We start from the raw sequence: 22,596 nt of genomic DNA, 5'->3' as shown, positions 1-22,596 counted from the left end.
GTAAACTTAGACAAATCCCCAATAAGGTAAAAAATTCTATAATTTGAATAAACCGGATATAAGGAATGGATCGAAAATAATCTTTCGGCGACATCTTTTTGAATACGAAATAATTAATAAAAAAATTAAAACAGAGAGTATAAAAATAATACTCCCAGGAATATCCATGATAAAATCCTGATCAAGAATCATGGATATGATATTAGCATGGATCACAACGCCGTGCATATCAGGAAGAGATCGTCCGGTATATTGTTCGTTTAATGGAGTAAAATATCGGTCATTCATTGAAAGCGAATTATCATTCTCTCCACAAAAACCAATCAATACGATTTTGTCTTTAAAATAATTGTTATCAAATTGAGAGGTGTCTTCTAAGAAACGATCCATTTGATGCATTACATAATGCACCGCTTGTTTTGAATTAAAGGGAGCTCGCATGTTTTGAACTCCGGGCTGCAATCGTTTAAAATTAATCCATTCCTTTGTATGTGCTTTAAGGTGAGTTAGTTTGTTTATATCAGGATTGTACATCGAAGCAACCTGCATGGCAAATGACTTCGTTTCAATTCCATTTATTATATGATAGGGTTCAAAAGCTCTTACAGAATACCCATCGTTGGTTCCTAAATTTACATAAGCCTGGAGTTTGTCTTTTGAAAAGAAACTATCAGATTGAAACTCCGACACACTTTCAAAATGATTTTGGGTTTCAGAAAACGTATTCCCTAAAACCAACTTTTCGGCAGACGTCAATGCTTCTCGCAACAAGGTATCTTGTGCTGTGTGATAAACAGTATCAAAGAGAAGATCGACCCCAATGACTGCGACTTCATTTCTGTTTAAATAATCTATGGTGTTAGCAATTTGTTCCCGATTGGTAACTTTGGAATTAATGATTACAATCCGTGGATCAAATAAGGCAGGATCATTGTGGTTTCTGAATTTGGAAAACGCAATGTCCATAATATCATGATTCTTTATGGCCTCACTAAAAGGGTCAATAAAAATCTGATTTACAGGCAAATGATGGAGTAAAAACAAAAACAGGGAACCTCCAAAAGCGTATAGTAAGGCGTGTATAGAATGATCTTTCACCGGATTAAAGATAGAGACTCCAGTCTAATTCAAAAGGAAATTATAGGGGTTCTTAGAGGATTCCGCCAGAATGGAACGATTCGTTAAAGCTCGGAGCCGATTTCACCGCGGATAATCATGCGGAATCCATTTCCATGGATGTTCATGATTTCAATATTTTCATCTTTTGCCAGGTATTTTCTGAGTTTGGTTACAAATACATCCATACTCCGGGCTGTAAAATAATTATCCTCTCCCCAAATTTTACTGAGGGCCTCCGAACGGGGTAAAATTTGATTTCTGTACTGACAAAACATTTTTAACAAAAGGGCTTCTTTTGGAGAAAGCTTGATTTTTTCAGTAATTTCATTGTTCTCCTTTAAATAAAGGATTCGTAAGGGAAAATTAAAATAATAAATACCAATGGTGAATTCTTTAGCATCATCTTCAGGATCGGACTTTTTCATTGAGCGCTTGAGTATGGCTTGAACCCTATACAGCAACTCTTCAGAATTGAATGGTTTGGTTACATAATCATCTCCCCCTATCCGAAATCCTTCCAAAACATCTTCTTTTAAAGTCTTGGCAGTCAAAAAGATAATGGGTACTTCGGAACTTTTAGATCGAATGTCTTTGGCTAAAGAAAAACCATCCTTTCGGGGCATCATGACATCCAAAATACACAAATCATAATTTCCTCTTCGGTATTGCTCAAAGCCATCAATTCCATCAACAGCCAAATCCACATCGTACCCATGCATTTCAAGGTAAGATCGCAGCACGTCTCCAAAATTGCGATCGTCCTCGACAAGCAGGATTTTTGTAGACAAAGATGTATCTGTAGTTGCACCAACCATTTTAGACAATTTATATAATAACGATTAAATACGAAGAATGTCGTTGCAAATGTTAATATTTTTTAAGCCTTGATCGGAAAAATGAGCTTAAAGCTGCTTCCTTTGCCTGGTTCACTCTCCACTTCAACCCGTCCATTGTGCTCCAGCGTCATGGCTTTAACATAACTCAATCCTAATCCGAACCCTTTGACATTGTGTATGTTACCAGTTGGGACGCGGTAAAATTTTTCAAAAATCATCTTTTGAACATCCCGGCTCATGCCGATTCCTTTATCATTTATGAGGATTTCTATGGTACTGCCATTATTTCTGGTTTTAACCGAAATTTCAGGTTGGTCCGGTGAGTATTTATTGGCATTGTCCAGTAAATTATAAATTATATTGCTCATGTGGAGGGGATCCCCCAGAATGGTAGCGTTTAAAGCAGTCAGATCTTTGGTTATGATTCCATCCCGTTGCTGTACCTGAAGACTAATATTTGAAACGGCCTGGTCAATGATCTCGTGGAGATTTATTTCTTTAAGGTTAAGCCTGAAATCATGCTTGTCCAATAATGCCATCTGAAGCACCTTCTCCACCTGACTGAGCATTCGCTGATTTTCTTGCCGGATGATCCCGGCAAACCGGCGAATTTTATCCGGTGTATTGATTACCATTGGGCTGACAATCGAGTCAGATGCTAACGAGATCGTTGCTATGGGTGTTTTAAATTCATGGGTCATGTTATTGACAAAATCCGTCTTGATATCCGATAACTGTTTTTGACGGAAAACGATATAGATAACATATGAAAAACAAGCAAGTATGATTAAACTTAATAAAAGGCTTAAAACCAGTAAAGGCCACACAGAGCGCCAAAGCCAGCGGGTCTTGGTTGGAAAAATTACTTTTAATGTCCCTGGATTTCCAGTCATCCCTGGGAAAAGCCCAATTTCATATTCAGAATTTTGCAACAGGGATTCAAGTTTTAATCCCGGGCTGGATGCCATATTATTTGGACCTACGTCTGCCTGAAAATTCCCATTGAGAATAATCATTTTTTTGCGGACATTATCAATGACCCCAAATGAATAATCTAAATCCAGATTTAATTCCTGAAATTCCTGCATCAGGATTTTTTTAAGAAATATGGGATCAATCCGGCGTTCTAAAGGAAATTTTTGAATCCGCATTTCACGGTCTATTAATTCAATTTGCTTTTGTTTTTCATTCCACTGTTCAATAAACAAACTGGAGGACAAACTCATGCTTGGATCATGTTTTTCAAGTCGAACACCAATCCGGTGTAATGCACCAATAATCGATTCGTTAAATTGCTCTTCTTTAAGTCGTACGGACCAGTTTATCCAATACAACTGAACCAGAGTTGTTCCAACCAAGGCCAGCGACATAATGCCGATTACTATCCAAATTGCCCGCTTACTCATTGCTTTAAAACTCAAAAGTCATTAAAAAGATCGTATTCAGACTCCAAATTAACGGCAACTTAACCATTCGACTAGTTTGTCTGTAGGATAACTTTAGCAATAATGCCAATTAAAAGCTTGTAGAACAACCACTTAATAATTAAATATTTTTGTTATTTCAAATTGTTTAAAATTTTTTTAAAAAATATTTGGATTGAATGATATAAATGTACTTAATTTGCAATAGCTATTTGAGAAAGGACGCTAATTCAGCAGAAGTATATTGAAGTATTAGAGACCAAATAGCGTATTAATTTGAATTTTTAGGGTGTTCTCATAGTGTTATTTAAAGGATCGGCCCTCCCAGGGTCGATCTTTTTTTTTGTCCAAAATCCTAAGAATATAATAGCTTTTCTTTCGTTTAGTTGATACGAATCCATTTTCATTATGATGCGCTTTTTACTTATTTTATTACTACCCTGTATGATCTATTCTCAAGCTGATTTAGCATTGGGTGAGTGGGCAACGCATCTTCCATTCAATAGTGGAAATCATGTCACCAGCAGTGATCAATTTGTATATTTTACAACGGGATATGCCATTCTTAAAATAAATCGTTCGGACAATAGCATTGAACGGATTACGCGAACCGAAGGATTGAGTGATACAAGAATAAATACAATCTATTTTCATAAACCCAGCAATACCTTGTTGGTAGCATATGAAAATGGGATTTTGGATTTAATAAGCAGTTCGGGTGTGAAAGCAGTAGTAGACCTTTACAATTTTAATAACATCCCGATTGATAAATTTATAAATTCAATTTCATTTGCGGATGATTCCCATGTTTTTATTTCGGGTAATTATGGATTTTCTCAAATGGATGTCTATTCAGGTCGTTTTAATTTTACGCTCTTTACACCAAACCTGAAAGTATTTGATTGTACTCGAAATGGGTCAGACTATTTTATGGCAACCGAATCCGGCGTTTATTATTATCAGGATTCTGGAAATGGCATTATCCAGAATTTTAATGGTTGGAAAAAATTAGATGCAACTTTTGGATTGAATGATAAGCTTTCATACAGCTCCTTGGCTAATAGAAACGGCTTGGTGTTTGTTTGTAATAAAGAAGCAATTTATCAATGGAGCGGCAATCGGTTTAATTCAGTTTTTAGCAATCCAGATTATGAACCGCGTTATTTAAATGCAGGGCCTTATCATTTGCTGGCTGGACTTCATTGCAAAACCAATTGTGGGGACCTTGTTGCTTATTTTGATGACGCTTTAAATTACTCCACTTCAAATCCGGATTGCACCGAACTAAATTACCACGCAGAAGAATGCATCGATAGCAGTATTTGGTATGCAGATTTTCGCTGGAGTTTTCGCTTTTCAGAAAAACCGGGAACGGGTTGCCAAAGCATTTGGGTTAGTGGACCCATTTCAAATAATTGTTTTGAAATTGCAAGCCTGGACGATGGAATTTACGTTGCAGCAGGAGGAGTCGATGCAACATTTACACCAAGATATTTAGGAGATGGTATATTAAAATATTCAGATAAAACATGGACCGCAATAAATTCTTCGGCCACAAATGATTTGAAACCTTACAACATCAACGATGTAATCCGAATTGCAGAACATCCTGATAAAACAAAAATATATTTTGCAAGCAATGGCAAAGGACTGATCGAATATGACCGTTCAAAAGATGCATATAAAGTATTTAATAAAACAAATTCACCGCTTAAAGGTACCGTAGGAGATACCGGTAATATCAGACTATCCGGCCTGGCTTTTGATAAGGAAAATACCTTGTGGATAACAAATTATCTGTCTTCAGTAGGCCTCGTTTCATTAAATAATCAAGGCATTTGGAAAGAATATGTTTTTCCAAACAATCCAAATTTATTTTCAGAAATTAAAGTGGATTTAAATGGGTATAAATGGATCGTCAGTCGATTGAGTGGCGGTGTGATGGTTTTTGATGAAGGAGATCCTTCAATTACCTCAGATGATCGAAGCATCCAACTGAATCAATCCAACACGGAAATGACCAGCAACGATGTACGAACGGTCGAAGTAGATCTCGACGGCGATGTTTGGGTCGGTACAGCAGAAGGTCCCATCGTATTTGAATGTGGTTCTTCGATATTTGACGGGAGCTGTAAAGGCAGTCGCCGCAAAGTGGATCAGGATGGTATCATTTATTATTTACTTTCTTCAGAAGTCATAACAAGCATTGCCGTGGATGGTGCAAACCGAAAATGGTTTGGGACCAGTAATAATGGAATTTATGTTCAATCTCCAGGCGGTGAAACGCAGATTTATAATTTTAATACTGCGAACAGCCCGTTGATGGATAACAATATATTAGACATTACAGTAGATCCAAAATCAGGGGAAGCCTGGATCGCAACAGCACGCGGATTGCAGGTATTCCGTTCCGATGCTACGCGCGCAAAAGATTTTTTTACAGAAACTGCAACGGTATTTCCAAATCCGGTTGCACCTGATTACGAGGGTCCTATTGCAATCAAAGGTTTAGCCAGAGATGCCCGCGTAAAAATTACAGATCTAAGCGGTCGGCTGGTTTTTGAAACCTTTGCAAATGGCGGACAAGCCATCTGGGATGGAAAAGATTATCTGGGCAACAAAGCGGTTTCCGGTGTCTACCTGGTTTTTGCAAATGCTACGCAAGATTTTGAAACCACCGAAGCAGTTGTGAGTAAAATCGTGATCAGTAGATAGGGGAATTAATTACGAATTACGAATTACGGATTACGAGTTTTCGTAATTCGTAAAATCCTATAATTCGTAATTCGTAATTTGTAATTCGTAATTGACTTTATCTCGTTAAATACATATACCTTTTCGCATCAATTTCGCGGAAAAAAGGATCGTATAAATCTTTGATAAAATGAATTGCTTCTCCGGTGGATTTCATTTCTGGACCTAAGCTGATGTCGACACCTGGAAATTTATTAAATGAAAAAACAGGTACTTTGATAGCATAGCCTTCCAGTTTGTTGATCATTTTGAAATCTTTTAATTTCTTGGTTCCCAACATCACTTTCGTTGCAATATTCAGGTAAGGAACTTGATAGGCTTTTGCTATGAAAGGGGTTGTTCTGGATGCACGCGGATTGGCTTCAATCACAAATACATGATCATCTTTAATAGCAAATTGAATATTGATTAAGCCTTTTATTTCTAATTCCAATGCAATTCGTTTGGCATATTCAACCATGGTGTTTACAGCGGTTTCACTCAAACTGTATGGAGGCAATACGGCTGAACTATCCCCAGAGTGAATGCCTGCAGGTTCGATGTGTTCCATAATGCCCATAATATGCACATCTTCACCATCACAAATCGCATCAATTTCTGCTTCTTTTGCACGTTCTAAAAATTGATCGATGAGCACTTTATTATCCGGCATGTGTTTAAAAATATTTAATACATGGCGTTCCAGTTCCTCATCATTGATTACAATTCGCATGCGTTGGCCACCTAAAACATAGGATGGACGAACTAAAACCGGATAGCTAATTTTACGAGCAACTTCTAAAGCAGAATCTGCATCCGTTGCTACCCCATAGCGCGGATACGGAATGCCCATATCTTTAAGCATGTCTGAAAACCGTCCGCGGTCTTCAGCAATGTCCATGTTGTTATAATTTGTTCCAATGATCGGAATGCCTTTTTGATGAATTTTTTCTGCCAATTTTAAAGCCGTTTGACCTCCTAATTGGACAATAATTCCAACAGGTTTTTCATGATCAATAATTTCTTCGATATGTTCCCAATAAATTGGTTCGAAACACAATTTATCTGCGATATCAAACTCGGTCGAAACAGTTTCCGGATTGCAATTAACCATAATAGCTTCCAATCCTTCTTCTCGAATGGCTAATACACCATGTACACAACAATAATCAAATTCAATTCCTTGACCGATCCTGTTTGGACCTGAACCTAAAACAATTATTTTTTTGCGATCATCCGAAACGCTTTCGTTTTCAGTATCAAATGTTGAATAGTAGTATGGAGTTTTTGCTTCAAATTCTCCGGCACAAGTATCTACTAATTTATAAACCCGTTTGATGCCTAATTTTTTTCGCTGTTTATAAACATCTTTTTCATCAACACGCATTAACCAGGCAATTTGTGTATCACTATACCCATTCATCTTCAATTCCATAAATAAATCGTATGGGATGTCTTCTGGTAAATTGTATTTTATAAGTTGATCTTCTAGATTGACTAACTTTTTTATTTCTTTAATAAACCAACCATCAATGCCTGTTAATTTGTGTACCGTCTTTTCAGGAACACCTAATCGCAATGCATCTTTTAAGCGATAAATCCGATCGTCACTGACCACTTCCAGGCGTTCAAGGATGTCTTGTGTATTGATCCATTCTTTTTTATCGGCGCCCAAACCGTGACGGTCATTTTCTTGAGATTGACAGGCTTTTTGTAACGCTTCGGTAAAACTTCTACCAATTGCCATGACTTCACCAACTGATTTCATTTGCAATCCCAACCGAGGATCTGCTCCGTGAAATTTTTCAAAATTCCAACGAGGCATTTTTACAATGACATAATCTAAAGAAGGCTCAAATAATGCAGAAGTCGTTCCGGTTATTTGATTTTTCAATTCATCTAAATTATATCCTATGGCAAGCTTTGCTGCAATTTTTGCAATAGGGTATCCGGTTGCTTTGCTGGCTAATGCAGATGACCTGGAAACTCGTGGATTGATTTCAACAGCAATGATTTCTTCTGTGTCAGGATTCATTGCAAATTGAACATTACAGCCTCCGGCAAAATTCCCAAGAGAGCGCATCATCATGATGGCATGATCCCGCATTTTTTGAAATCCGGTATCCGATAAGGTCATCGCCGGAGCAACGGTAATGCTGTCGCCGGTATGAATTCCCATTGGATCCACATTTTCTACAGTACAAATAATGACCACATTGTCATTTTTATCGCGCAGCAATTCCAATTCAAATTCTTTCCAACCTAAGACCGCTTTTTCCACCAATACTTCATGAGTAGGAGAAGCATCTAAGCCTCTTCGAAGGGCTTCATCAAATTGATCGGGTTTCATCACAAAACTGCCCCCACTGCCACCCAATGTATAGGAAGGTCGAATTACCAGAGGATAACCAATATGTTGAGCAGCTTCTTTTCCTTCTAAAAACGAATTGGCAATTTGAGAAGGGGCCACCTCAACTCCAATTTCTATCATGTGTTTTCGGAACATTTCCCGGTTCTCCGTTAATTCAATTGCATCCACATCGACGCCGATCATTTTTACCCCAAATCGATTCCAAACATTTTGTTTCTCTGCTTCAATTGCAAGATTTAAAGCTGTTTGTCCTCCCATAGTAGGTAAAACGGCATCTATTTGACGTTCCTCAAGGATTTTAATAATGCTTTCAACCGTTAAGGGCATCAAATAAATATGATCTGCAGTAACGGGATCCGTCATAATGGTTGCCGGATTGGAATTGATTAAGCTGACTTCAATACCTTCTTCTCTAAGGGAACGGGAGGCCTGGGTTCCAGAATAATCAAATTCGCAGGCCTGGCCTATGATGATGGGTCCGCTTCCGATAATAAGCACGGAGCGAATCGATGCGTCTTTTGGCATTAAATGGATAATTTCGCGCAAAGATACAGGATGCTGCCTGTTTTTATGGGTCTATTGCAAAAAAGGAAAAGATATTCATCCGAATTGAAAATGACTTGCAATTCTCCATCCTAAAGCATTTGTTTTTCAGCAATTTCGGTAATTTGCATTTGATAATTTAAAAAATCCTAGTGACTCAATTAAAAATTCTAATCACGGATGATGTACATCCTTTATTGCTTGAAGGACTTGAGAGCCGAGGTTTTATCACAGATTACCACCCAGAAATCAGTTTGGAACAGACTCGAGAAATCATCGATTCCTATACCGGTTTGGTGATTAATAGTAAAATCAAAGTAGATAGCTCATTTTTCGACAAAGCCCTGAATTTGAGATGGATCGCACGATTGGGTTCTGGGATGGAAATTATTGATGCCAAAGCGGCTGAAATGCATGGAGTTCAGCTCATCAGTGCACCTGAAGGAAATTGCAATGCCGTTGCAGAACACGCACTGGGAGCGCTGCTGGCTTTATTCAGAAACCTGCTCCGTGCTGATCAGGAGGTTCGCAAAGGAATCTGGGATCGGGAAAAAAATCGGGGAGAAGAGCTTTCCGGAAAGACGGTTGGGGTGATTGGATTTGGACATACCGGCAGCCGGTTTGTAGAATTACTCCAGGGTTTAAATGTTAAAGTCCTGGTTTATGATAAATACAAGCAGCTTTCTTCAATAGCGACTCGTTATACAGTCGTTCAGGATGTAAGCGAAATTCAAGAATCGGCCGATGTGATTAGCTTGCATGTCCCCCTGACCGCTGAAACGAAGTATTTGCTTGATAAGGAGTTTATTGCGAAAGTCAAACATTCCTTTTATCTTATCAATACATCCAGAGGTCCGGTGGTGAACACAATGGATTTGCTAGCTGCTTTACATTCAGGAAAAATCCGGGGCGCGTGTTTGGATGTATTCGAAAATGAAAAGCCAGCAAGCTTTAATAAGGAAGAAAGCGCTTTTTACAATGATTTGTATCGACTGCCCCAGGTTTTGCTCAGTCCGCACATTGCGGGATGGACCTACCAGTCAAAACAAAAAATTGCCACCACAATCCTGGAAAAATTAGACCGGATTGCAAATGAAAAAATATTATAAACTACTGAAAACCAATTATTTAAATTTAAAATAAAATAAGTGATGCCAATTGGTATTTGAAATCCTTTTAGAAATTCTTAACATTGCAAAATTTTATTTCGACAGAAGCCACAAATTCACATTATGTCCAAACGATACTTACTACTCTTTAGCCTGTCTTTGTTTTGCCTGATTTCATTAAACAGTCAAACTTCCCTGACAGGAAAAGTTACTGACGAATCCAACGGAGAAGCCATAATTCAATGTGGTATTATCCTTTATAAAAACGGGATTCAGGTTACCACCATCGTCTCAGATTTTGACGGAAATTTCAGCGTACAGCTTGACCCGGGAAAATACGACGTGGAGGCCCGTTATGTGGGCTATAATGCCAAACGGGTTACCGGTATCAATGTACTTGCGGGAAAAGCAAATACATTAAATATTAAAATAAGTTCCGGAATCCAACTGGAAGCCGTTGAAGTTATTGAATACAAAGCGCCTTTAATTGAAAATGACAATACCACCCAAGGTGGAGTTGTTACAGCGGAAAAAATAAAAAATCTGCCTACCAAGAGTTTGACAGCAATCGCTGCGACTACAGCCGGACTTTCAAGTGTGGATGGAGGAGATATCTACATCCGGGGTGGACGATCCGATGCGACGGTTTTTTATCTTGATGGTTTACGGATAACAGGTCGACAAATACCGGTTACAGAATTGGAGCAAATTCAAGTAATCACTGGTGGTGTAGAAGCACAATACGGAGACTTAACAGGTGGAGCAATTTCTTCTACCAGTAAAGGTCCTTCTTCTAAGTTGTCTGGTGGTATAGAATATGAAACATCCCAAGGATTGGATGCATTTGGTTATAACTTATTAAACGTAAATGTATCAGGACCTATTTATAAAAAACGGTTGACAGATTCTACAAAAGGACGTACGATTTTGGGATATCGTTTATCAGGACAGTTTAACATATTAAAAGATGACGATCCACCTGCATATGGCATCTACAGAGCCAAAGAATCCACTCTAAATAGATTAAAATCTGACCCACTCCAATTAATTGGTGGAACCCCATCTGTTTCAGGTCAGTTTTTAGAAACAAATGAAGTGGAATACCTGGATTACAATCCAAATACTAAAAACAAGGCATTGGATCTAACAGGAAAATTGGATTTCAGACCAGTAGATAATATTGACTTATCCGTTTCAGGTAACTATTCACGCGTTGTGGATCGATTCAATCCGGGAGACGACAATACAACCGGACAAGGTTCCTGGACATTATTAAACTGGGACAACAATCCAATCACTCAGACTGATATTTTTAGAGTGAATGCACGCTTTCGTCATCGCTTGGGTAAACTGGCTGATTTAAACAGTCCACAAGATGCAGAAGCCACAGTTTCAAACATCCAGAACTTATATTATACTTTACAGGGTGGATTCCAAAATTCTAAAACGGAAACCCAGGATTGGAGGCATAAGGACCGGTTTTTTGATTATGGCTATTTAGGTAAATTTCACGGTCGATTTGACACAGTGTTTAATGATCAATTGCAACACACTGGATATAACTTCTTAGTTACTGGTTTTGAACAAGGAGGTTATAATTCAAATTTAAATGCATTTGATGTAAACAGTTCACCAAATCCTGCTTATGCAGCTTTAAACAAGATTCCAATCGATGAGCCACAAATCTTAGATGGCTACCGAGCCTTTAATGGTCTGGTGAGTTCTGCTTATGACAATTTATGGAGTAATCTTAACAATAACGTTGGAGGTGTTTACAATCGATACAACAAGTCGGATAATGATTTGGCAACCCTACAAGTAACCAGCGGTTTTGATTTCTTACCAGGGGGTTCTAAAAGTGGTCGTCACAACATCCAGTTTGGGATTACTTACGAGCAGCGAACCAATAGATCCTGGACCTTATTGCCTTTTAGTTTATGGAATTTGGCCAGACTTTATACCAACAATCACATCGTGGGGGTTGATACTTCAGGGTTTGAAGGTTTTATTATTGACCCATCAGGAGATACTATTAAAATTTATCCAACTTTAATTACGCCTTGATCTGATGCGCGTTTTTACAAAGAAGTCAGATATAAATTATTTCCTGGAATGGATATTGATTCAGCAGTCCACCGTTATGGAAACGTAAACGAATTAACCAATAATGATCTGGCATTAAATATGTTTTCACCTCGTGAGCTTACAGATCAAAATGTTATTGGATACAGTGGTTTTGATTATTTAGGAAATAAAGCCAAGAGCACCGTTAAGTTTGAAGACTTTTATAGAATCGTAGATCCAGTAACCGGACGCAAAGCATTTGAGGTAGCACCATTTACGCCTGTTTATGTTGGAGGATATATCCAGGACAAATTTACATTTAAGGATATCATTTTCCGATTAGGAGCTCGGGTAGACTTTTTTGACGCCAACACAAAAGTGTTGAAAGATCCATATTCATTATATGGTTTGTTAGGAGCTAAATCATTTCATGATATTAATGGTACGACAAAACCAGGGTCTATCGGAGATGATTACAAAGTATATGTAACCGGTGAGAAATCAACTGAAGTAAAAGCTTACCGAAATGGAGACCAATGGTATAATCGCGCAGGCACACCGGTCAACTCATCGGATCAATTATTTACCAGTAACCTGGTGTATCCTGCATATGTACAGCCGGTAGATAGTTTGAGATCTATTAAAGGAAGATATTTTAAAGTGGAAGAATCATTTGATGATTATAAATCACAAATTAACTGGATGCCTCGAATGGCATTTTCATTCCCGATTTCTGATAATTCCAATTTCTTTGCGCATTATGATATTTTGGTACAACGTCCAACATCAAATGCAAACGTTACCGCATTGGAATATTATTATTTTAATGACCAGGGAAGAACGCCTGCAAACAATGCCAATTTGAAACCCAGCCGAACAGTCGATTATGAAGTTGGATTCCAGCAAAAAATCAGCAATTCATCAGCTATTAAAATGTCGGCCTATTATAAAGAATTGCGCAACATGATCAATCGGATTACGTATAGCCGCGTTGCAACCATTGGAACGTACGACAGTTATGGAAATATTGATTTTGGAACGGTTAAAGGGTTTAACTTTACCTATGATTTAAGACGTACCAATAATTTTGAATTTACTGCAGCATATACCTTGCAGTTTGCAGATGGAACAGGTTCAGATCCTGAAACGCAAAGTGGCTTAACGCAAAAAGGAATTAACATCCGCAATATTTTCCCATTCAATTATGATGAAAGACATCGTTTTTCATTTACAGCGGATTACCGTTATGAATCCGGTAAACGTTACAACGGTCCAAGATTGTTTGGTAAAGACATTTTATCAAATACAGGGATCAATATGTTGGTAACTACTGCTTCTGGAAGACCTTATTCACCAGGTACACAAATTATTCGTTTTGATGGTTCCGGTTACCGTGGAGATATCAACGGTTCTCGTTTGCCTTGGAATTTTAATGTGGATATGCGTCTGGATAAGAACATTAGCATTGTACGTGGAAAGCATCCTTTAGATTTGAATATTTATTTAAGAGTTCAAAATTTATTTGATACTAAAAATATAATTGGAGTTTACAGAGGTTCTGGTGGTTCTAAAGATGATGGATATCTTAAATCTGATAAAGGAGCTGCAGAAATTTCAAATGTAACTGGAATTTATGGAGAAGATTATATTGATTATTTTGTAAACCAATATAATTACCGGGTCGTTAATCCGAACAATTTTACACAACCGAGAAGAATCTATTTAGGAGCCATTCTCGAATTTTAATTTAATCATTGAACAAGTTTTGCTTTATGAGATCAATAGTATTATTCTTAAGCATTTTATTCGTGAGTCAGACGGTTGGTTTTTCAAACCGACCAGAACATGTGGCTCCCAATCCCAAGACATCTAAAAACTTAAAACCTAGAGGGGGTGCCTGTGCTGCTGCTACCAAGCAAATAGACATGGACATCAACAACGTACGCGCACGTTTATTAAACGGCGGGGATGTATGGTGGGATTTAAGTAAAGGTTCTTACATCGTACCAAAAGTACCGGAAGGATCCAGTAAAAAACCAGTTTCTGCAATTTATGCCGGAGCAGTTTGGGTAGGAGGATACGATCCTTCCAGAAACTTGCATTTAATGGCGCAGGCATATCGTCGACCATCTATGAACGATTGTTGGCCTGGTCCATTAACTCCTAATACAGGTGAAACAACAGCAGAAGATTGTTTAAACTGGGACCAGTTTTTTGTAGTTCTTGGAAAGAGTATTCGCGATCAACAAAAAATTTATAAAGAGGTTAAAGATACTCGTGCTTTAACTCTTTCTGAAATTCCGGAAGACGTTTTATACTATCCGGCCAGAGGTAATAAATATTTTTCATCCAAATATGGATTTGAATTGCCCTTCCTTCCTCAAGGTTTAGGTTTATTTTATGAAGAACCAGGCTCTCCTTCTGATAATGGAATTTATGAACCAGAATTTGGAGATTTTCCAATCATCGATATCAGAGGATGTACTGAACCCGTTTATCCAGATCAAATGTATTTCTGGGTATATAATGACAACGGAGGGGGTGCCATTCACACCAATTCAAATGGCGAACCGATTCGTATGGAAGTGCAGGTCCAGGCATTTGCCTTTAATACCGGTGATGAAATCAATGACATGACCTTCCAGCGTTATAAGTTGATTAATCGTGCTCCACAAGAATTGGAAGACTGCTATTTTGCGATGTGGATTGATCCGGATTTAGGTTGTTATACAGACGATTATGTCGGTTGTAACAAAGAGCGCAGTTTGATGTATATCTATAACATAGATCCTTCAGATGGATCCAATGGTTGTAATTGTGATCAAGGTGTAAATACGTATTGTACAGAAATACCGCTTTTAGGAGTAGATTATTTCAGAGGTCCGCTAGATGAATTTGGAAAAGAACTTGGCATGTCATCCTTTATGTATTACAATAATGGATCGGTAGGCAACCATCCGGCAGCTACTACTGATCCAGGAACAGCCATCGAGTATTATCGATACCTAACCGGACATTGGAGAGATGGAACCCCATTGACTAAAGGGGGAAGTGGTTACAATCCGTCTTCTCAAGATACCACACGGTATGCAGTAAGTGATGATCCTAATAATCAAGCTGGTTGGAGTATGTGTACAGCTTCTTTAGGGGAAGGCGACCGCAGAACATTGCAAGCTACAGGTCCTATGAAATTATTGCCAGGAGCAATCAATGAATTAATTATCGGTGTACCTTTTGTTCCAGATCAAAATTATCCATGTCCAAATATGGATGAATTGTATGCTGCAGATAAATTATCTCAGGATCTATTTGACAACTGCTTTAAAATTAAAGACGGTCCGGATGCACCCGATGTAGATATTATCGAGTTGGATCAGGAATTAATATTGGTTCTTACTAATGACTTGAACTCAAATAATAAATTTGAATCGTATGCGGAAGCAGGCATTGGACTTCCTTTAGGTGTAGATAGTTTATACCGCTTTGAAGGATATCGCATCTTTCAAGTAGCCGATCCTTCTATTACCTTAAATGATGCAACCATTGCAGATCCAACTAAAGTACGTGAGATCTATACTGTTGATTTAAAAAATAATATTAAAAAAATATACAATTGGGTTGGTCAGAAAAATCCAAGTCCGGATCCTACAACACATCCGATCGTTTATTCTCCGGTAGAGAAAGTTGCAGGTCCAAACCTGGGCATCAGACATACATTTAAAGTTACTGAAGATCAATTTGCAAAAGGGGATCGCCGACTGATCAATCATAAAAAATATTACTTTACTGTAATTGCTTATGGTTATAATAATTACAAGGATTATAATTTGGTTGAAAATTTAGGTCAACGGATGACCTATTGTCCGGGACGTTTAAATATTGGTCCAAATGAAGATGGCAAGCCTTATACCGGTACCCCAAGACCACAGGTATATGAAAAACTCAATGCCAAATATGGTAGTAATTTTGAAATTACCCGTCACGATGGAATAGGCATGGGTGGCATTGATTTATTACTCAAGCCAGATATGTACGATAAAATGTTGGCACCGGGTTTTGATGGAAAAGTTACCTATCAACCCGGACGTGGTCCAATAGAAATTAAAGTCTATGATCCGCTTCGTGTAAAAGATGGCGATTATGAATTGAAATTTACGGACTCAAATCCTACCAATACTAAATTGGATGATCCCGTTAATTGGTTGTTGGTCAATAAAACTACGAATGATACAACACGTTCAGAATCGGATATCAGTCGCCTCAACGAACAAATTCTCAACAAGTTTGGAATTTCAGTTGTCATTGGTCAAACCATTGAAGCAGGGAGTGATTCTTTAAACACCTGTGGCGTTATCGGTGATGGACTTTATTATGATTACAAGGATCCAAACGGACAAAAATGGTTAACTGCGCAAGCAGATCACAATATTGGAGTATCTGATTTTATATTATCCAGTTTGGGTCAACCCTCTTATGCACTGGATCCAAAAGAGTGTTATTCAAACCTGGGATTGGGCGACATAAAAGGTACCTGGTATCCATATAAATTACCTTCTGATACCGTTTACTTAACACCAGTTTGGATTGATCCTTTATCTAAAGTTACCAGAGGGACCATTAAAATGTCTGATTTAAACAATGTAGATATCGTTTTTACTTCTGATAAATCTAAATGGAGCCGTTGTGTGGTTGTTGAAACTTGGAATCCAAATGTGGGCGGAAATTTAGTTTCTCCTGTAAGCGGATTGAAAAACTTTGCTTTAAAGAAAAAGCCTTCTGTCACGAAAGATGATTTAGACAATGACGGATTGCCAGATATTGACACCAACGAAGACAGTACTGGATTGGGTTGGTTTCCAGGTTATGCAGTTGATGTAGAATCAGGAAAGCGTTTGAATATTTTCTTTGGAGAAAATTCATTTTATTCTGCGGACAATACCCTTTTGGATGGATGCAATGCACGACCATTGACAGGAGATGATATGATGTATAATCCAACAGATGAATATCTCATTCAAAATCCACTGTGTCCATTATCGCAAACTTTATTTTCATTGCTTATCGGAGGTCATCATTATATCTATGTTACAAAAACGCCTTACGATTCTTGCAGAAGTTTCCGCTTGGGATTGAATTCAACTAAAATTGCTGATAAAAACAGATTGTTCCGTGATTTTACTTGGTGCAGTATGTCAGTAATTGCACCTGAAGCACAATTAAAATCTTATAAAGACGGAATCATCCCAAATGATGTGACTGTGCGATTGAGAGTACAAAATCCATATCAGTATGCATTGGGTACGAATGAAAACAAAGGACATAATTTTTATTCATTTTCAATTAAAGGTCACGAAGCACAATTAGTGACAAAGCAAAATGATTACAACAATGCCCTGGACAATGTGAATGTAGTTCCAAATCCGTATTATGGATTTTCAAGTTATGAAACGGGTCAATTCAGTAATGTTGTGAAGATTACCAATCTCCCTGCAAATTGTACGGTAACGATTTATTCAGTTGATGGTAAATTTATTAAACAATACAAACGGGACGAAGTACCTGTTAGAAGAACAGGTTCCAACCCAGGTGTTGTTGAAACACAAATTGCACCAGATCAGGAGTGGGATTTAACAAACTTCAAAGGAGTTCCTGTTTCCAGTGGAGCCTATATTATTCACATTAAAGAAAATTCAACCGGAGCAGAAAAAATTGTGAAGTGGTTTGGTGTAGCAAGAAAATTTGATCCATCCGGATTGTAAAAAAAAACTGATAAGTGATTCCGGTTGAATCCGGAATCACTTGTTTTAAAACCTGATTAATAGAAGACTTATGCGAAAAATAATTTTTACTCTTTTTGCACTTTCAATTTTAAATACCGGAGCTTTTTGCGGAAATCCGGATCGCCAGGGTGAAGCCGGCGCTTATGAATTATTAATGAATCCATGGGTTCGAAGCGGAGCGCTAAATAGTTTAAATGCGTCGTGTGTCCGTGGAGTTGAAGCCATGATGGTAAACGTAGCAGGTATTGCCAGGGTAAACCGAATGGAAATTGGCCTTGCCCAATCGAGATGGTTGGTACCAAGCGGCATTGGTTTAAATGCCGGAGGCTTTGTTACTAAAGTTGGGAAAAGTGGAACCTTGGGGATCTCTATAATGAGTGTTGACTTTGGAGACATCCGGGTTACTACAACCGCTGTACCGGAAGGAACGGGTGCGACCTATAGTCCAAAATTCAGTAACATTGGTGTTGGATATGCACACACGTTTGGAAACAAAATTACGGTTGGTGTATTGTTTCGTGGAATTTCTGAATCAATTCAGGATTTAAGTACGTTTGGATTTGCTATAGACGCAGGGATTCAATATGTATCTGGTTCCCAAGACAATTTTAAATTTGGTATTTCCTTGCGGAATGTTGGAGGCCCTATGGATTTTAGTGGAGATGGATTGTCAACACAATTGAAAAGTTCAGAAAATACCGATTTAACCTATAACATTCGACTCAATAAATTTGAATTGCCTTCTCAATTGCATATTGGGGTATCTTATGATTTTATTCCTTCAGACATGGTTACGATTACTCCCATTGTAAATTTCACTTCAAATTCTTTTGGAAGAGATGAAATTGGTGGAGGTGCAGAAATCAAATTAACAGAATACTTTGCTTTAAGAGCTTCTTATAAGTATGAATTTGACTCAGGAGGCGACGAAATAAATAAGACAGCCCATACCGGTTTAGCAGCAGGTGCCAGTATTTCAGTTCCATTAAAGAAAAAATCAGAAACCCGCCTGGGAATCGACTATGGATACAGGCATTCTGATCCATTCGAAGGAACTCATCAATTTGGAGTTCGTCTGGAATTTTAAATTGATTGAACTAATTTAGGCTCTCATGTTGTTATAATAGAATAATTATTGAATTTGAAGAACGTTTTCCGGTCTTTCCGGTAAACGTTCTTTTGCTTTTTAATCAAAAATATACAAACTATGAGCAATTTAAATTACATGACCCAGGAAGGTTATGATAAGCTCAAGCATGACTTAGAACAATTAAAAACGAACGGCAGACAAGAAGTTGCAAGAGCAATTGCTGAAGCTCGTGAAAAAGGAGATTTATCTGAAAATGCTGAATACCATGCAGCAAAAGATGCTCAAGGTATGCTTGAAATGAAAATCAATGATCTGGAGAAGAAATTAATGAATGTCCGAATCATTGATGAAAGTGATATTGATACATCCCATGTAGTCATGTTGGCCAATGTACGCATCCACAATCACAAGGTTAATAAAGAAATGACTTATAAAATTGTATCGGAAGCAGAAGCGGATATTAAAGTAAACCGGATCTCTGTTACATCTCCGATTGGCCAAGGATTGTTGGGAAAGAAAGTGGGAGACAAGGCTAAAATTCAAACGCCAGCCGGTGAAATGATTTTGGAAGTTTTGGAAATCACTGCATCCTAATGGCAAGTATTTTTACAAAAATTATTGGTGGAGAAATTCCCTGTTATTTTCTAGCTGAAAATGAGTATTGCTTTTCATTTTTAGATATTAAACCATTGGCTAAAGGACATGCTCTGGTCATTCCAAAAATGGAACTTGATTATTTTTTCGATTTACCGGATGACATTTTAAACCAGCTCATGCAGTTTTCAAAACAAATGGCCCATGCGATTAAGCAAACCGTGCCATGCACTAAAGTAGGGATGACCGTAATTGGTCTGGAAGTTCCACATGCACATATACATCTGGTTCCGTTGAATGCAATTAGTGAATTAAATTTTTCAAATCCACGCTTGCAATTTTCAGAGCTTGAGTATAAGAATTTGGCTAGTGAGATTCAAAAGAATTTTAATTCAGGCTCTAGTCTATAGTCTCTAGTCTCTAGTCTATAGCCTTTAGTCTATTAGCCTTATTACAGGATTGCAAAATTTTATCATTGCAGCATTTTTCCTCCTCTAGCCTCTAGCCTCTAGCCTTCAGCCTCTAGCCTTCAGCCTCTAGCCTTATTACAGAATTGCAAAATTTTAGCATTACAGCATTTTTCCTCCTCTAGCCTCTAGCCTCTAGCCTCTAGCCTCTAGCCTTCAGCCTCTAGCCTTCAGCCTATTAGCCTTATTACAGGATTGCAAAATTTTATCATTGCAGCATTTTTCCTCCTCTAGCCTCTAGCCTCTAGCCTTCAGCCTTCCTCCTCTAGCCTCTAGCCTCTAGCCTTCAGCCTTCCTCCTCTAGCCTTCCTCCTCTAGCCTTCCTCCTCTAGCCTTCAACCTCTAGCCTTCAGCCTCTAGCCTTCCACCCTACATTCATAATAGGTATCTTCATACATAGGTAATATTTGATGGATATCAAAATCTTTTGCCCGATTGAATGCAGCAAGTCGAAATGCTGCATGGCGATCTGGATCGGATAAAATGTAAATTGCTTTATCCGACATTTCAGCTACATCGGCTACCGGACAAGCATAGCCGGTTTTGCCTTGTAGAATCACTTCGGTTAAGCCACCAATGTTTGACGCAATAATGGGAACTTCACATGCCATTGCTTCCAAAGCTGCTAAACCGAAACTTTCGTGTTCAGATGGAAGTAAAAATAAATCGGAGATCGCTAACAGTTCTTCAACATTATCCTGCTTGCCTAAAAAACAAACTTCATGACTGATTCCCCACTCACGACTCAACATTTCCATTCGAGGTCGTTCCGGACCATCACCGATCAAAACCAGTTTGGAAGGAAGTTGTTGATTGACCATTTTAAAAACAGCAAGAACATCTTCAACGCGTTTCACTTTTCTAAAATTAGAAACGTGCATAAGAATTTTTTCATTTTCGAAAGCAAATTTCAATCGCAATTCTGGATTCGGTTTTTTAGTAAACCGATCAAAGTCAATAAAATTTGGGATAACGATGATATTTTTTTGAATATCAAAGGTATCGTGGGTTTGATTTTTTAAAGCTTGTGAAACTGCAGTAACTGCATTGGATTGATTAATGCTAAATTCAACTACAGGGAAAAAAGATCGGTCTGCGCCCACTAAAGTTATGTCCGTGCCATGTAAGGTCGTTACAAATGGAAGGGCTTTGTTTTTTGAACGAAGTATTTCGCGAGCCAGATATCCAATGGTTGCATGTGGGATGGCATAATGGACATGTAAGACATCCAGATTTTCATACAGAGCCACATCCACGATCTTGCTGGCCAAGGCAGTATCCATGGGTTTAAAATCGAATAATGGATATTCGAAAGGAGCTACTTCGTGATAAAATACATTCGGTAGAAAATGCCCCAATCTTGCAGGCCGCCGGTAACTGATAAAATGTACCTTATGACCTTTTCTGGCCAAGGCCATCCCCAATTCAGTAGCTACTACACCGCTTCCTCCATAGGTAGGGTAGCACACAATGCCTATATTCAATACGTCGCGCATAAGAATTATTAAACAATTTAATAAGGTAAATGTTAATTACACCTTACATGGTTTGATATTTTTAATGGCAATATACTCTATAGCGGATCTTGAAATGTTGACGGGAATCAAAGCCCATACGATCCGTATCTGGGAAAAGCGCTATGGAATTATCAACCCAAAAAGAACCCAGACCAATATCCGGTTTTATGATGATCAGGATCTTAAAAACCTGGCCAATATTGCTTTACTCAATCAAAAGGGATATAAAATTTCGCTTATATCTGAAATGCCTCCTCAGGAGATTGAATCCCTTGTTGCGAATATCAGCGATGTAGAGGTTTTTAATAAGGATTCATTGGATGCGTTGACATTATCTATCTTGCAACTCAACGAAAAAAAATTTACACACCTGTTAAACACTAACATTCACCAGATGGGATTTGAAATGACATTCAATCAAATCTTGATGCCGTTTCTGGATAAATTGAATACCATGTGGTTGAGTGGAAGTATAAAAAAAGTACATGAGGAATTTGTAAATCGGATTATAAAGAAAAAATTGGTTCATGAACTCTGTCATTTAGAAAATCAAGAACAGGATTACAATACCTGTTTTTTGATGTTTTTACCTCCGGATGAAAAACAGGAACTCAATCAGTATTTTGTAGAGTTGTTCATTCGAAGAAATCATTTTAGGGCAATTGATTTAGGATCAGATTTAAATCCAACTGATATTTTAGATGGGATTCAAATAATTAAGCCTCAATTTTTATTTACCATCATTCATGAGGAAAGTTCTATAAAATTTATTGAAGAATTAGTAGCTTGTTTAAATGAAATTCAAGACCCTCCAATATTATTATTAACAGGATATTTTTCTGAACATTTTTCAGATCAAACAAAATGTGTTCGGATCACAAGGGGATTTGAAGAATTGGAACAATTTATTAAAACCTTGAAAGAGATTAGTTGTATTTGTAAAAAATAA

General features: G+C 37.9%; 14 protein-coding genes. 9 read left to right on the top strand and 5 right to left on the bottom strand.

Translation table 11 applies throughout. The features are described 5' to 3' along the window. Positions 1 to 36 precede the first annotated feature (36 nt). The 3 genes from IPK91_09240 to IPK91_09230 form a co-directional block, all read right to left on the bottom strand. A complete protein-coding gene (locus tag IPK91_09240; GenBank protein MBK8297442.1) occupies positions 37 to 1,098 on the bottom strand; it encodes a CHASE2 domain-containing protein in 1,062 nt (353 codons plus the stop codon). An 83-nt stretch (positions 1,099 to 1,181) separates the two neighbouring features. Next, positions 1,182 to 1,934: a response regulator transcription factor gene (locus IPK91_09235; protein MBK8297441.1), complete on the bottom strand. Its 753-nt coding sequence runs from the start codon at positions 1,932 to 1,934 to the stop codon at positions 1,182 to 1,184. A 62-nt stretch (positions 1,935 to 1,996) separates the two neighbouring features. Then, positions 1,997 to 3,361, bottom strand: a complete 1,365-nt coding sequence (locus tag IPK91_09230; GenBank protein MBK8297440.1) for a HAMP domain-containing histidine kinase — start codon at positions 3,359 to 3,361, stop codon at positions 1,997 to 1,999. Positions 3,362 to 3,823: 462 nt separating this feature from the next. On the opposite strand from IPK91_09230, the gene IPK91_09225 reads away from it, so the two are divergent. Further along, the gene (locus IPK91_09225; GenBank protein MBK8297439.1) at positions 3,824 to 6,094 is read left to right on the top strand and encodes a hypothetical protein; all 2,271 of its coding nucleotides are present in this window, start codon (positions 3,824 to 3,826) and stop codon (positions 6,092 to 6,094) included. Between the two features lie 97 nt (positions 6,095 to 6,191). Here the strand turns inward: IPK91_09225 and carB are convergent, their stop codons facing one another. Beyond that, positions 6,192 to 9,008, bottom strand: coding sequence for a carbamoyl-phosphate synthase large subunit (carB, locus tag IPK91_09220; GenBank protein MBK8297438.1), 2,817 nt, complete (start codon positions 9,006 to 9,008; stop codon positions 6,192 to 6,194). Positions 9,009 to 9,178: 170 nt separating this feature from the next. On the opposite strand from carB, the gene IPK91_09215 reads away from it, so the two are divergent. The 7 genes from IPK91_09215 to IPK91_09185 all read left to right on the top strand — a co-directional run bounded on the left by IPK91_09215 (position 9,179) and on the right by IPK91_09185 (position 20,073). Continuing rightward, entirely contained in the window at positions 9,179 to 10,135 is a 957-nt protein-coding gene (locus IPK91_09215) for a hypothetical protein (GenBank protein MBK8297437.1), read from the top strand. Between the two features lie 123 nt (positions 10,136 to 10,258). Beyond that, the gene (locus tag IPK91_09210) at positions 10,259 to 12,199 is read left to right on the top strand and encodes a TonB-dependent receptor (protein MBK8297436.1); all 1,941 of its coding nucleotides are present in this window, start codon (positions 10,259 to 10,261) and stop codon (positions 12,197 to 12,199) included. A gap of 48 nt (positions 12,200 to 12,247) precedes the next feature. After that, positions 12,248 to 13,945, top strand: coding sequence for a TonB-dependent receptor (locus IPK91_09205; protein MBK8297435.1), 1,698 nt, complete (start codon positions 12,248 to 12,250; stop codon positions 13,943 to 13,945). Positions 13,946 to 13,971: 26 nt separating this feature from the next. Next, complete coding sequence (locus IPK91_09200; protein ID MBK8297434.1) at positions 13,972 to 17,958, top strand: hypothetical protein; 3,987 nt, start codon at positions 13,972 to 13,974, stop codon at positions 17,956 to 17,958. 70 nt (positions 17,959 to 18,028) lie between these two features. Then, on the top strand, positions 18,029 to 19,066 hold the full coding sequence (locus IPK91_09195) for a PorV/PorQ family protein (GenBank protein ID MBK8297433.1): 1,038 nt from the start codon (positions 18,029 to 18,031) through the stop codon (positions 19,064 to 19,066). A 120-nt stretch (positions 19,067 to 19,186) separates the two neighbouring features. Beyond that, on the top strand, positions 19,187 to 19,663 hold the full coding sequence (gene greA / locus IPK91_09190) for a transcription elongation factor GreA (protein ID MBK8297432.1): 477 nt from the start codon (positions 19,187 to 19,189) through the stop codon (positions 19,661 to 19,663). Next, on the top strand, positions 19,663 to 20,073 hold the full coding sequence (locus IPK91_09185) for an HIT family protein (GenBank protein ID MBK8297431.1): 411 nt from the start codon (positions 19,663 to 19,665) through the stop codon (positions 20,071 to 20,073). The genes greA and IPK91_09185 overlap by 1 nt, the downstream gene beginning before the upstream one ends. A 413-nt stretch (positions 20,074 to 20,486) precedes the next feature. Here IPK91_09185 and bshA read toward each other — a convergent pair whose 3' ends face one another. After that, complete coding sequence (gene bshA, locus IPK91_09180; protein ID MBK8297430.1) at positions 20,487 to 21,614, bottom strand: N-acetyl-alpha-D-glucosaminyl L-malate synthase BshA; 1,128 nt, start codon at positions 21,612 to 21,614, stop codon at positions 20,487 to 20,489. A 76-nt stretch (positions 21,615 to 21,690) separates the two neighbouring features. Between bshA and IPK91_09175 the strand changes: the two genes are divergently transcribed. Continuing rightward, positions 21,691 to 22,596 carry a MerR family transcriptional regulator gene (locus IPK91_09175; GenBank protein MBK8297429.1) on the top strand — a complete coding sequence of 302 codons (906 nt, stop codon included), beginning with the start codon at positions 21,691 to 21,693 and terminating at the stop codon, positions 22,594 to 22,596.

The organism is Saprospiraceae bacterium, from assembly GCA_016712145.1.
Taxonomy (GTDB): Bacteria; Bacteroidota; Bacteroidia; order Chitinophagales; family Saprospiraceae; genus Vicinibacter.
This window is presented reverse-complemented; position numbering and strand designations above follow the sequence as displayed.

What these genes read in the sequence shown, in the direction of transcription:
- IPK91_09235 (MBK8297441.1), bottom strand. Translation starts at nt 1,934, where the DNA reads ATGGTTGGTGCAACTACAGATACATCTTTGTCTACAAAAATCCTGCTT.
- IPK91_09230 (MBK8297440.1), bottom strand. Translation starts at nt 3,361, where the DNA reads ATGAGTAAGCGGGCAATTTGGATAGTAATCGGCATTATGTCGCTGGCC.
- IPK91_09225 (MBK8297439.1), top strand. Translation starts at nt 3,824, where the DNA reads ATGATCTATTCTCAAGCTGATTTAGCATTGGGTGAGTGGGCAACGCAT.
- carB (MBK8297438.1), bottom strand. Translation starts at nt 9,008, where the DNA reads ATGCCAAAAGACGCATCGATTCGCTCCGTGCTTATTATCGGAAGCGGA.
- IPK91_09210 (MBK8297436.1), top strand. Translation starts at nt 10,259, where the DNA reads ATGTCCAAACGATACTTACTACTCTTTAGCCTGTCTTTGTTTTGCCTG.
- IPK91_09205 (MBK8297435.1), top strand. Translation starts at nt 12,248, where the DNA reads ATGGATATTGATTCAGCAGTCCACCGTTATGGAAACGTAAACGAATTA.
- IPK91_09200 (MBK8297434.1), top strand. Translation starts at nt 13,972, where the DNA reads ATGAGATCAATAGTATTATTCTTAAGCATTTTATTCGTGAGTCAGACG.
- IPK91_09195 (MBK8297433.1), top strand. Translation starts at nt 18,029, where the DNA reads ATGCGAAAAATAATTTTTACTCTTTTTGCACTTTCAATTTTAAATACC.
- greA (MBK8297432.1), top strand. Translation starts at nt 19,187, where the DNA reads ATGAGCAATTTAAATTACATGACCCAGGAAGGTTATGATAAGCTCAAG.
- IPK91_09185 (MBK8297431.1), top strand. Translation starts at nt 19,663, where the DNA reads ATGGCAAGTATTTTTACAAAAATTATTGGTGGAGAAATTCCCTGTTAT.
- IPK91_09175 (MBK8297429.1), top strand. Translation starts at nt 21,691, where the DNA reads ATGGCAATATACTCTATAGCGGATCTTGAAATGTTGACGGGAATCAAA.